This window comes from Candidatus Neomarinimicrobiota bacterium (genome assembly GCA_017656425.1).
Classification (GTDB): Bacteria; Fidelibacterota; UBA2242; order UBA2242; family B5-G15; genus JACDNV01.
In genome coordinates this window covers 220,664-233,147 of record JACDNV010000002.1, presented here as the reverse complement: position 1 = coordinate 233,147, position 12,484 = coordinate 220,664, and the positions used below count along the sequence as shown (strand labels likewise).

Annotated in this window: 13 protein-coding genes; 10 read left to right on the top strand and 3 right to left on the bottom strand. The window is 34.6% G+C overall.

Translation table 11 applies throughout. The features are described from left to right. Window positions 1-1,527 carry a B12-binding domain-containing radical SAM protein gene (locus H0Z29_02295; protein ID MBO8130328.1) on the bottom strand — a complete coding sequence of 509 codons (1,527 nt, stop codon included), beginning with the start codon at window positions 1,525-1,527 and terminating at the stop codon, window positions 1-3. A 305-nt stretch (window positions 1,528-1,832) separates the two neighbouring features. On the opposite strand from H0Z29_02295, the gene H0Z29_02290 reads away from it, so the two are divergent. The 3 genes from H0Z29_02290 to H0Z29_02280 are packed head-to-tail and all read left to right on the top strand — an operon-like array spanning window position 1,833 to window position 4,546. After that, complete coding sequence (locus H0Z29_02290; GenBank protein MBO8130327.1) at window positions 1,833-2,654, top strand: 2-oxo acid dehydrogenase subunit E2; 822 nt, start codon at window positions 1,833-1,835, stop codon at window positions 2,652-2,654. Between the two features lie 3 nt (window positions 2,655-2,657). Beyond that, window positions 2,658-3,653 (top strand): MoxR family ATPase, encoded by a 996-nt coding sequence (locus H0Z29_02285; GenBank protein ID MBO8130326.1) that lies wholly within the window; start codon window positions 2,658-2,660, stop codon window positions 3,651-3,653. After that, window positions 3,650-4,546, top strand: coding sequence for a DUF58 domain-containing protein (locus tag H0Z29_02280; GenBank protein MBO8130325.1), 897 nt, complete (start codon window positions 3,650-3,652; stop codon window positions 4,544-4,546). The genes H0Z29_02285 and H0Z29_02280 overlap by 4 nt, the downstream gene beginning before the upstream one ends. Before the next feature lie 6 nt (window positions 4,547-4,552). Here the strand turns inward: H0Z29_02280 and H0Z29_02275 are convergent, their stop codons facing one another. Next, window positions 4,553-5,620 (bottom strand): tetratricopeptide repeat protein, encoded by a 1,068-nt coding sequence (locus H0Z29_02275; protein MBO8130324.1) that lies wholly within the window; start codon window positions 5,618-5,620, stop codon window positions 4,553-4,555. 185 nt (window positions 5,621-5,805) lie between these two features. Here H0Z29_02275 and pyrF point away from each other — a divergent pair, with 185 nt between their 5' ends. From pyrF to H0Z29_02240, 7 genes are read left to right on the top strand one after another with little or no spacing between them, the layout of a single operon-like run. Continuing rightward, entirely contained in the window at window positions 5,806-6,594 is a 789-nt protein-coding gene (gene pyrF / locus H0Z29_02270) for an orotidine-5'-phosphate decarboxylase (GenBank protein ID MBO8130323.1), read from the top strand. A 4-nt stretch (window positions 6,595-6,598) separates the two neighbouring features. Beyond that, window positions 6,599-7,174, top strand: a complete 576-nt coding sequence (locus H0Z29_02265; GenBank protein ID MBO8130322.1) for an orotate phosphoribosyltransferase — start codon at window positions 6,599-6,601, stop codon at window positions 7,172-7,174. Beyond that, on the top strand, window positions 7,171-7,935 hold the full coding sequence (locus H0Z29_02260; protein ID MBO8130321.1) for an MBL fold metallo-hydrolase: 765 nt from the start codon (window positions 7,171-7,173) through the stop codon (window positions 7,933-7,935). Before H0Z29_02265 ends, H0Z29_02260 begins: the two co-directional genes overlap by 4 nt. A 24-nt stretch (window positions 7,936-7,959) precedes the next feature. Then, complete coding sequence (locus tag H0Z29_02255; GenBank protein ID MBO8130320.1) at window positions 7,960-8,595, top strand: peptidylprolyl isomerase; 636 nt, start codon at window positions 7,960-7,962, stop codon at window positions 8,593-8,595. A gap of 14 nt (window positions 8,596-8,609) precedes the next feature. Beyond that, the gene (locus H0Z29_02250) at window positions 8,610-9,515 is read left to right on the top strand and encodes a patatin-like phospholipase family protein (protein MBO8130319.1); all 906 of its coding nucleotides are present in this window, start codon (window positions 8,610-8,612) and stop codon (window positions 9,513-9,515) included. Beyond that, window positions 9,500-11,284: a protein-disulfide reductase DsbD gene (gene dsbD, locus H0Z29_02245; GenBank protein ID MBO8130318.1), complete on the top strand. Its 1,785-nt coding sequence runs from the start codon at window positions 9,500-9,502 to the stop codon at window positions 11,282-11,284. The genes H0Z29_02250 and dsbD overlap by 16 nt, the downstream gene beginning before the upstream one ends. A 1-nt stretch (window position 11,285) precedes the next feature. Beyond that, entirely contained in the window at window positions 11,286-11,813 is a 528-nt protein-coding gene (locus tag H0Z29_02240) for a TlpA family protein disulfide reductase (GenBank protein ID MBO8130317.1), read from the top strand. Here H0Z29_02240 and plsY read toward each other — a convergent pair. Further along, on the bottom strand, window positions 11,806-12,474 hold the full coding sequence (plsY, locus tag H0Z29_02235; protein MBO8130316.1) for a glycerol-3-phosphate 1-O-acyltransferase PlsY: 669 nt from the start codon (window positions 12,472-12,474) through the stop codon (window positions 11,806-11,808). The genes H0Z29_02240 and plsY overlap by 8 nt on opposite strands. Window positions 12,475-12,484 lie beyond the last annotated feature (10 nt).

Below are 12,484 nucleotides of genomic sequence, written 5' to 3'. Positions count from 1 at the left end.
TTAACCCCTGTAATAAACGCAATTGCAGCAGTCGCATTTTTTTTGAAAATCATCCAGTAACCACCTTTTTCTTCTTTCATAATCTTTTTGAAATGCTCTTTTTAATAAATCTACGCTTAACTTTCCAAATATAACTTTTATATAATCACTAATTATCTCATATAGTTCGATAAAAAATCTTCTGATATAATATCCTGGATAGTTTCTTAAAATATTATTCGTAAAAAAATATTTAAATCCAGGGTAATATCGGTACATTTTCAGTACTAATTTATTAATCTTTTCTGTTGTTAAAAACTTTGTTCTTATATTCGCCTTAACTCCATTATACCATGTTAAGTCATTTGGATTTGTTATATAACCCTGATGTATGAGTTTTCCTCTCAAAGCTGTTCCAATATGAGGTGTAGGAGTAAAAATAAGAGGTGCATCAACATTAAGTCTTTTAAGAAATCTAAAGTTTTCCCATATATCCTCCTCAGTGTCATCAGGATTACCCACAATTACCGAACCTAAAACTATGATCTTATTCTCTTTTAGGTACCTTACAGCCTGGACGGTCAATTCCTCTGTTACAAGAGTATTCTTGTTTATAAAATTAAGATTTTTCCGGGATACATTTTCAATACCAAGAAAGATCGTTTTAAAACCAGCTCTTGCCATTTTTCTAACGATCTTCGCACTTGAAGCTATTCCATATACACTTGCCTGCGTTATATAATGAATATCATTTAATCTTTCATATATGATAGCATCACAAACCTGTTCAAGATGATTCAAATCAAGTGTTATATTATCATCAACAAAAAATATTACTCTGTTCCCCATTTTCTTCATCTGTTTTAAATCTTCAATAATTCTTTTGACAGAAAACTTCCTAAAGGTTCTACCGTACATCCCAGTAATTGAACATATATCACAGTTAAAAGTACACCCTCGTGAGGTTTCAGCGACATCGGCTTTTAGCCCCCATGCTTTATAATTTTTAAAAAATCTTACATCCCTATTGGGTAAATTTATTTCTTCAGTATCAAGAACTTTAACTGGAGGTTTATGGATAATTTTACCTTCATATTTATAAGATATTCCAGGGATATCATAAACCTCATCTCTTTTTAAAAGATTTACCAGTTTATTAAACGTTTTTTCCCCCTCATTCCTTACAATAAAATCGATATATTGAAATTCTTCTTCAGGTATCATTTTATATGCTAGCGTAGGGTGGTATCCGCCAAAGACCGTTATTACTTTATTATTCGTGCGCTTGATTAATTTTGCAATTTCTAATGCAGTTCTATACTGAAAACTAAAACAGCTTAAACCAACAATATCCGGTTGGAAATCTTTACACATTCTATATAAGAAGGCTTTTATATCACCCTTGTTCAACATGACTAAATCCACAATTAAAACCCTATGCTTACCTTCTAGATTACCTGCAATTGAGGATAATCCAAGAGAAGGAAACCGACACGCCTTATTAAAGGCTATTATCACATTGGGCATAGAAAGGAGTAGAATGTTCATACCCACCACTCAGAAATAGTTATATTAGAACAGCCTGCCTCTTTAACTGCTCTTAAAATACATTCTGAACTCACAAATAATCTCCACTAACAATTTTAATATAATTTACTAAAATTCTTTAATCATACACTAAATAATTTATGATATACATTTTTTTAAGTTTCAACAATATTATAGATACTACGGTAGTAAAAATATCCCCCATCATCGATAAAATTCCAAATCAAACTAAAATTACCTGTTTTTAATGGAGATTATAACAATGTAATCTTAAATTACACTGTTAATTGTGACGAGGTAACTTTATGAATGAAAAACAAAACTATATAAGTCCATGGAGACTACTTGCAATATCAGCATACAAAGCACCATCCGATAGCAAAATATATGGTACTTTTGAAGTCGATGTCACAGATGTTTTAAACTATATTGAAAAAGCCAAGGGAAAGGGTAAAAAACTCACTATCACACACTTTGTGATAGCGGCCCTGGCAAGGACTCTGCATGAGGATGTACCTGAAATAAACTGCTACATAACAAGGGGGAAATTCAAGTTCAGAAAAAATGTTAATATTTGTATATCGGTGTCAATAGACGAGGGAACAGAAATGACTGCTGTTATTATAAAGAAGGCTAATGAGCTCTCAGTAAGCGAAATCTGTGATAAATTAAATGAAGAGGTTGAAAAAATACGATTAAAAGGAGAAGAATTAGAGGGGTTTGATGCTAAAAAGTTTCTATCAAAAATTCCATGGCCTTTCAGAACGTGGTTCGTTAAACTGATCAAGTTCTGGGTGTATGATCTGGGTTTAAAATTTCCATTTCTTAATATACCCAGTGACCCCTTTGGTAGTTTGATACTTTCAAATATCGGTAGTCTGGGACTTACGGTAGGTCTGGGAGCTCTATTTCCATTGGGGAGAGTTCCGGCTGTGATAATGATAGGGAAAATACAGGATAAGCCTGTAGTGATAAATGGAGAAATAAAAATACGTTCAATTTTACCTTTTGGAGGTACTTTCGATCACAGAATAGTTGATGGAGCACAGATAAGTAAATTCGTGCTTGGAGCCGTACATAGATTACAAAAACCAGAACAACTGGATAAACCAAACAGAAAGGAATAATTTATGAAAAAAGTAGAATTAAATAACGATATTGGCATTTTAGATAAGATTATCAATATAAAAGCAAGAATATTTAATGAAATAGGGAAAAGAATCGTAGGTCAGAGGGAAATTATTGAAAAAATACTTATTGCAATCTTTTGCCGCGGACACTGCCTGCTAATAGGTGTCCCTGGACTTGCCAAAACATTGATAATAAAATCAATATCCGAAATCTTGGATCTAAAGTTTTCAAGAATTCAATTTACTCCCGATCTGATGCCCAGTGATATCGTAGGGACTGAAATTATTGAAGAGGATAAAGCAAGTGGTAAAAGATCATTTAAATTCTATAAAGGACCCATTTTCGCCAATATTATCCTTGCGGATGAAATAAACAGGACGCCACCCAAGACTCAATCTGCCCTCCTAGAAGCAATGCAGGAGCATCGTGTAACGGCAGCTGGTAAAACATACATCCTGGAGGAACCATTTTTTGTACTTGCCACTCAGAATCCGATTGAACAGGAAGGAACATATCCATTACCAGAGGCTCAATTGGATAGGTTTATGTTCTGTCTCAATGTAGACTATCCTTCTTTTAAAGAGGAAAAAGAAATTGTAAAAACAACAACTTCAGCTCCTCTATCAACCTTAGAAAAAATCGTTTCAAAGGATGAAATAATTGAAATTCAGGGTCTGATCCTGCAGGTCCCTGTTTCGGATAATGTTATCGATTTTGCCGTCAAATTGTCAGCAAATTCTCGCCCAGGCAGAGATGGCTGCCCTGATTTCATAAATGAGTGGGTTGAATGGGGAGCCGGCCCAAGAGCAAGTCAATATCTTATTCTTGCAGCAAAGGCAGTAGCTTTACTCGATGGTAGACCCTCCCCAGAAATAGATGATGTTATTAAAATTTCACTTCCAGTCTTAAGACACAGAATTATCAAGAATTTTAATGCAGAAGCGGAAGGAATTAGTACTGATCATATAATAGAAAGGCTAATAAAAACCATATGAATAATGAAAAACTAAAATATCTTGATCCACAAGTACTTGCAAAACTCGATAATATAAAACTGAGAACAAGGCTTGCAGTAGAGGGTTTTATTATTGGTCTCCATAAAAGTCCCTACCATGGATTTTCAGTGGAGTTTGCAGAGCACCGACCCTATATGGCAGGAGATGAGGTAAAACACATAGATTGGAAGCTTTACGGAAAAACCGATAGATTCTTCGTCAAACAATTCGAAGAAGAAACAAATCTTAAATGCTATATAATACTTGATAAAAGTGGATCAATGGAATTTAAATCCAATGAAATATCTAAATTTGAATACGGAGGTATCATTTCTTCCGCACTCTCATATTTGATGTTAAAACAGCAGGATGCGGTTGGGCTAATACTTTTTGATACAAAAATTAATAGATATATACCCCCATCGGCTAAATTTGGACATCTGGATAATATTCTTGTTGAAATACAAAATGCTAAATTGGGTGGGGAGACAAAAGTAGCCCCAATCATTCATGAAATGGCAGAAAAAATCAAAAAAAGAGGATTAATTATTCTTATTTCAGATTTAATGGATGATCCCTATGAAATAGTACAGGGGCTAAAACATTTCAAACACAAAAAGCATGAGGTAATAGTTTTTCAAATATTAGATCCACAGGAGCTAAACTTTCGTTACAAAGATAACATAAAATTTGTGGATAGAGAAACAGGTGATTCGATTATAAGCCAACCATGGTATATAAGAGATTCATATATAAAAACTATTTTTGGTATTATATCTTTTTATAAAAAAGAATTAAGTCAGAATAAAATAGACTTTGCACAATTAAGAACTGACCAAAACGTAGGTATTGCACTGACTGAATTTCTCAAAAAACGTGCTAAGTTAAGATAATAAAAATTATTGTTGACCTCGTAAACTCTTTTCTATAGCTCTATATTTTTGAGCTTCTTCAAGTCTACCCTGATTATATATCGACTTCCATAAAACCTCATAACCGTATGGGTCATTTGGTTCTAATTCAACTATTTTCCTTGCATACATCTCAGCCATAGGCCAATCCTTAGAATCAAAATAGGCTTTTGCGATTCTCTGAAGGACTTCAAGATCCTCCGGATTTTCCGCCAGTATTTTCTGATATTCTACCTTTGCCTCATCTAAATAACCAGCTCTCGCATACAATTGAGCTAGAATGAACTTCACATCCAAATCATCGGGATACTTATCAGCGAGAATTTTGGCATACTTCAAAGCCTCTTCGTTTCTATTTAAATCAGCAAGAAACTGAATCTTTAGCACATATAACTCGCGAATATCCGGATGCTCTTCCAAGGCTTTATCAAGCTGTTCAAGAACTATATCCTGCTGACCTCTACTCCATAAAGCCTGCGAATAATAGAAGAATACATCCTTGTCAAATATCCCATTTTCGAGAGCTTTCTGACCAGTCTTTATAACATTATCTGTATCTCCTAACATATAATAGCATTTTATCAATCCATTATATGTAGGTGCCTCTGTACCGGAAAAAAGCAATGCCTTTTCAAATCTATTCGCAGCTTCCTCTAATAATGAATCCTTTTCTATGTCCAGTATTGCATTTAGGGCTTCGTTAAAATAATTTGCACCTTCATTATGGATTTCATTCCATATTCTTTTCTTAGCATCATCAACCTTTGCCCTATATGTGGTATCTCTTTTTATCGTCTCATCTAAGTAATACCTCGCTTTTTCCCAATCCTTTTTCTGTGCATAAACACCAATAGCAAGAAGATACGTAACCTCCGGGTTTTCAGGCTCTCTTTCAAGAGCTATTAAAAGCTGTTCTTCAGCTGCATCCGGGTTATTCTGCTGGAGATAAACCTTTGCGGACGTGACTTCTGGACTCTGACAGGAGATATTAAAAATTAAACTGCCTATAAACAATACAACAACTAAAATGATGTTTGAAATTTTCAATAACTTCATCCTATTACTCCTTATTGGTTCTCAAACTCCGCCAAAATTTATTTTTTAAAATTCACTAATCCAATTATTAATTACCACCCTTTTGATATAAAAACAGGATTTCCTCTAATGCAGTTCATCCCTGAATAAATTAAGATAAAACAATTTGCTTAGGTTTTTAAAAGTAAGTATTTTTCCAGCGTATTATGAAGTTTATAGAAAAGCTAAAGAATTCGATCAACACCAAAAAAACATATCTCTGTATAGGAATTGACCCCGATCCTGAAAAATTGCCTCCTGATTTTAGTAAAAATGTTACTGGGATAATGGATTATGTTACAGAGGTCATAAATCTCACCAAGGACATAACCGCCGCATACAAATTCAATATGGCTTTTTTCGAAGTCTGGGGTTCCCGCGGCTGGAAAATCATAGAAAAAATAGGAAACCTAATTCCAGAAGATATTTTTTTAATTGCCGATGGGAAAAGAGGCGACATTGGAAACAGTGCCCGATTTTATGCAAAGGCACTGCTGGAAAACCTCTTTTTTGATGCTGTCACTGTATCCCCATACTTAGGCACTGACTCCATTATCCCTTTTATTGAGAGTGAAAAGAAGGGAGCTTTTGTACTCTGCGTCACAACAAATAAATCCGCTTGTAAAATACAAAACTTCAAAGAAAACGGTAAACCTCTATATGTACACGTTGCTGAAATTGTAAATAATTTAAATACGAAGTGTAATCTTGGTCTTGTTGTTGGTGCTACAAAACCTAAAAAACTCCTTGAGTTAAGAGATAAATTTCCTTCTCTGCCATTTCTAATCCCAGGGATCGGAGCTCAAGGAGGAGATATTGAAGCATCTAGATCGGTATGTAAACCAGATATTGGACTTATTAATATCTCACGTGCAATTCTTTATCCTGATTCAAACAAGATTAATGAGGTTAAGACAAAAGCAATAGAATTTAGAAAATTACTAAATAAAGAGTAAAATCATGAAACAAGAAACGCTTGAAAATTATCTCCTAGACACAGGGGCAATTCTCAAAGGACATTTCCTACTGACAAGTGGTCTACACAGCGACACATATGTAGAGAAATTCAGAATACTGGAATACCCTAAGCTTACTGAAAAACTTTGTAGATCAATTGCTACTTACTTTGAAAGTAAAAAACCACATGTTGTTGTAGGAGCAGCCACAGGTGGTATTATAATTAGTCACGTTGTAGCAAAGTTTCTCGCTTGTCGAAGTATCTTTGCAGAGAGAGTATCAGATAAATTAACATTTCGTAGAGGTTTCAAAATCAATCCAAGGGAGAGAGTACTAATTGTTGACGATATTTTAACAACAGGAAGCTCTCTTTATGAATTAATTGACCTTGTAGTTAAACAGGACGGAGTCATTGTGGGTATAGGGGTATTTATAGATAGAAGCATGGGAAACGTTAAATTTAGCCTCCCCTATTTCCCGCTTGTCAAATTAAATATTCCAACTTATAACCCAGATGATTGTCCCCTGTGTAAAAAGGGTATACCGCTCGAAATAAGAGGTAGAACTGGTAAAAAATGATCTTCTGCAATCTGGGTAGTGGTAGTAAGGGAAACTCAACATTTATAAAATACAACAACACAGCCGTACTCATAGATCAGGGCTTCAGTATTAAAGAAATAGTAAGAAGATTGAATCAAAGGGATTTGAACCCTTTAGATATCAAAGCTATAATTCTCACCCATGAACATTCAGACCATATTTCAGGTGTAGCTCCCTTTGCAAGGAGATATAAAATACCTGTCTATATGACAGAATTAACCTACCGGGTAATAAAACAAAATCAATTTAATAATGTTCATATTAAAACATTTACCTCGGGCGAATCTTTCAAAATTTTTGATTTAGGAATAAAAACATTCAAAATACCTCACGACGCAGCTGATCCCATCGGTCTAGTAATATCATCTGGTGGCAAATCCATTGGCATTTTAACAGACATAGGTAGCCCTATTGAATCTCTTTTTCAACATATTGATAATGTAAATTTACTCCTTCTCGAAAGTAATCATGATCTATTTATGCTTTTAAATGGTCCATATCCACTAAATGTAATACAGCGAATAAAATCCCGTTTGGGACATTTATCCAATGATCAGGCTCTATATTTTTTCAGAAAAGTCAGCCAAAACACTAATACTAAATATATAGTCATTGGGCATATAAGCGAAACTAATAATGATCCAATGATTATCAACGAAATGTTTTCAAAAGAAAATAATAAAAGAATAAAAATAGAAATAGCGCGACAGAATTATCCATCAAATGTAATAAAGATATAAAATGGAGAAGAAATGAAAAATTTTATGGTTTTTCCTACTATTCTATTAATTTTATCAGCTTTGGTATTACCTCAGCCTATCACGAACACTCAAATTGATAGCATAATAAACAAAGTAAAAAACCTTCCCGTAGAGCCCGTAACTTCCGAAGATATAGTAGTCATTGATACAGACTATGGAAAAATAATGATTGACCTGCTAGAAGAGCAGGCCCCACTACATTGTATGAACTTCAAAAAGCTGGTAAAAGCAGGATTTTATAATGGAACAACATTTCACAGAGTCATCCCAAATTTTGTCATTCAAGGTGGGGATATTCTTTCAAGAGATGAAAACCCATCAAATGATGGTACAGGTGGTCTGGGGTATACAATACCTGCTGAGATAATTCTTAAACATAAGAGAGGAATGGTAGGCGCAGCAAGACTTCCTGACAATATAAATCCGAGGATGGAATCCTCTGCCTGCCAGTTTTATATATGCCTCAAAGATTTACCACATCTTGATGGTAGCTACACTATTTTCGGAAAGGTAGTAACAGGCATGGATGTGGTAGATAGAATCGCAATGGTAAAAACCGATAAAATGAATAAACCCATCAAACCTGTTATAATGAAAAAAGTCTATGTAACCATTAAAAACAAAACAAATCAAAGGTAGCGAGGTTTCTCAAAATGAAAATAGGAATAGCACTTGGCGGAGGTGGTGCAAGAGGTATAGCACACATAGGAGTACTTAAAGTACTGGAAAGAGAAAAAATACCAATAGATTTTATAGCAGGAACATCAATGGGAGCAATTATAGGAGCGATGTATTCTCAGAATCCCAGTGCTCATAGTGTTATTAATAGAATTCAGATATACCTTGAATCAAATGATTACAAATCACTTGGGATAAAGCATTTTGTACCTAGACAAGTCAAAGCAGAAAAGACATTATCCTTCCTTCAATTTCTTTATAAAGGATTGTGGGAAAGATTTTCGATGGAAATCTCATCCAGACGAAGCGGACTATTAAAGAAAAACCGACTGGAAGAAGCGCTAAAAATACTTTTAAATCAGGGTAACATTGAAGATACAGCTATACCTTTCGCAGCTGTGGCAACAGATATCTCAAGTGGCAAAACAGTTGTAATAAGAGAAGGCGATATAAGAAAGGCTGTAAGAATCAGTGCATCTATACCCGGGATAGTTCCCCCTGAGATAGTAGAAGAAAGCGTTCTAGTAGATGGTGGCGTTACAGAGCCAGTGCCTGTCCATGCTGTTAGAAAGATGGGAGCTGATTTCGTAATCGCAATCTCTGTTAACGTTAAGGAACTAAATCCTTTAAAAAATCCAAATATAATAGACATTATAACAAGGGCAGAAACAATCCGAGGAAACATTCTATCCAGCGAAATCATTAAAGACGCTGATTTTCTATTTTACCCTGACTTGAAAGATGCTCACTGGAGTGAATTCATGAGATATTATGAATTTATAGAGGCTGGAATTAAGGAAGCAGAAGAAAAAATTGATGAGCTGAAAAAGGTTCTAAAAAAGAGAAAAAGCCTCTGGAGAAGGATATGGAAAAGGCAATAAGAACAATCCTGCTTATGGCAATTTTAATTTTTCTCTATACATCTGCCTCAGCGCAATTGGTTAAAATTAAACTCTATCCCAATGCTAATGGTGTCATCCCAGGAAAAAAGTTAATGCTCGCTTTAGTACTTGACATAAAAGAAGGCTGGCATATCAACTCAGTGAGTCCAGATGATGAACTATTAATACCAACTTCAATCCACTTTAACGAGGTCAATTTCAAAGTAGAAAAAATCATTTATCCACACCCAAAGAAAATCGAACCACCCTTTTATAATAATCCTTTAAAAGTCTATGAGGGGTTAGATACAGTATATGCAATACTATTAATAGATAGAAGCATAAAAAATAACTTAAAGATAAAGGGCTCTTTGAAATACCAGGGTTGTAATGACCAGGTATGCAAACCACCCGAAGAGGTAGAGTTTGGTATAACACTCCCAATTTTGAATAACGAATCCCAATTTGAAAATATAAATAAAGAATATTTCATAAATTTTGATAATCAAATCATTTCAAAAAGTGTACAGAAAAACAACAAAAATTCCTCATTCATGGACAGCATTGAAGAAAAAGGATTACTTATAAGCTTGATTCTCATTTTCATTGGAGGTCTTGGACTTAATCTGACACCCTGCGTCTATCCTCTTATTCCCATAACCATAGGCTATTTCGGCGGTCAGGCAGCAAGCAAAAAAGGGAAGAAGCTTCTTATGGCATTTTTATATATCATGGGAATGACTCTCGTAAATTCAACACTCGGTACTGTCGCTGCTCTTACAGGAGGAATGCTGGGCAGTTTTCTTGCAAATCCAGTAGTACTTGTTTTTATTGCACTTGTTATGATTACTCTTGCCCTAAGTATGTTTGGTCTTTATGAAATACAGCAACCTGCTTTTATTTTGAGGCTGGGAGCAAATATTGGAGAGGGTTATTTTGGAGCTTTACTCATTGGAATGACCATGGGACTTGTAGCTGCTCCCTGTATCGGTCCTTTTGTAATCGGACTGTTGACTTATGTAGCTACTACTGGGAATCCCTTTATCGGGTTTGCAATGTTTTTTACACTTTCTCTTGGTCTTGGAATACCATTTATGATACTCGCTTTCTTTTCCAGCAAAATTTCAAGTTTACCTAAGTCTGGGAGATGGATGGTTGGAATTAGAATGTTTTTTGGATTCATATTAGTAGCAATGGCAATATACTTTCTTTCCCCCTTACTAAGAAGCACATTATCAAAACTTATCTACTCATTATACGCACTTGGAATTGGAATTTATTTAATTCTCTTTAATAAAACTGCTCCTGAATCTAAAGCCTTCAACTACATAAAAAATATTATAGCTATCATTCTCATATTTATCTCCGGTTGGATGATAAAACCCGTAGAGCAAAAAGAAAAACTGGAATGGTTTGATTATAACGAAACCATTTTGGAACAATCAATACAGTGGAAGAAACCCGTTATCATAGATTTTTATGCAGATTGGTGTATCCCCTGTAAGGAACTTGAAAGTATAACCTTCACTGACGAAAGGGTTATTAATTTGGCAAAAAACTTTACATTGATAAAAGTAGACTTAACCATTGGGGATGACCCGATTAAAAAGGAGTTGAAAAAGAAGTATGACATAAAAGGTGTCCCAACTATAATATTTATCTCACCAGAAGGAAAAGAGATAAAAGAACTAAGGCTCTTTGGATTTGAAGATCCCAAGAAATTCGTACAAAGAATGAAAAAGGCATTAATTAAAAACCAGGGAGGTTAAAATGTTAATATTGAAATCAACAACCGGTATTAGAATAATAGCACTCGCTATACTATCAATGGTGTTTTTAATAAATATCACATATTCCCAGGAAATTATAGGTAAAAAGGCACCCGATTTTGAACTTAATGATTTAAATGGAAATAAAGTAAAGCTATCTGATTTTAAAGGGAAGGTTGTTATGTTGAACTTCTGGGCTTCATGGTGTGGTCCCTGCAGGATGGAAATACCTGATTTGATTAACATTCAGGAGAAACATAAAAAAGACGGACTTATAATTATAGGAATAACTATACCGTCTTCAGGTACTCCAGAGCAGGTAAAAAAATTCGCTGAATCGTATAAAATAAATTATATCCTTGTTACAGGCTCAAATATAGAAATAATGACTATTGCAACCAGTTATGGCGGCGTCAGAGCAGTTCCTACTACTTTTCTAATAGATAGGGATGGAATCGTTAGACACCAATGGATAGGCGCAAGAAGCAAAGATGACTTTATGAAAGAGGTAAAAAAATATCTCAAGTAATTTTTCGCTTCTTAAATAGATTTTTTATAATAGCTATTTTTTCAAATTTATTTTCTTGTCCTCTGAATATTCGAATTATATTATGCCTGTGTGTAAAGATGATAAAGAGTGGAATTACAAGACTAAATATTAAGAGTGTCTGATCTATACTCACTCCCCTTATTACTGAATATAGGACTAAGGCTATAGGGAAGCAAATAGCAGTTGTGATTGAAGCTACAGATACTATCCCTGTAGAAAATAAAACCAGTGCAAAGATTATCAAACAGGCGATAAAAACCACAGGTGTTAATGATATAAGCATCCCCGCACCTGTAGCTACGCCTTTTCCACCCCGAAACCCAGCAAAGACTGTGAAGCTGTGACCAATAACTGCCGATAATCCTGCAACTATTTTGAAAAGCATATCACATTCAAAAGAAAGTTGTTCTATTCGAATTTGCGAGACAAGTAAAGTTGCAATGACTCCTTTCCCTATATCAACTATAGATACTAAAATTCCGTACTGCCATCCCAACACTCTAAAAACATTTGTTCCACCAGCATTTCCTGAACCATAATTTCTTATGTCTATGCCCTTTGCCAGTTTACTTACAACAATGCTGGTCGGGAAAGAACCACATATATAACTAATTATCATAACCAATAAAATATTTAAGATTACCACTATC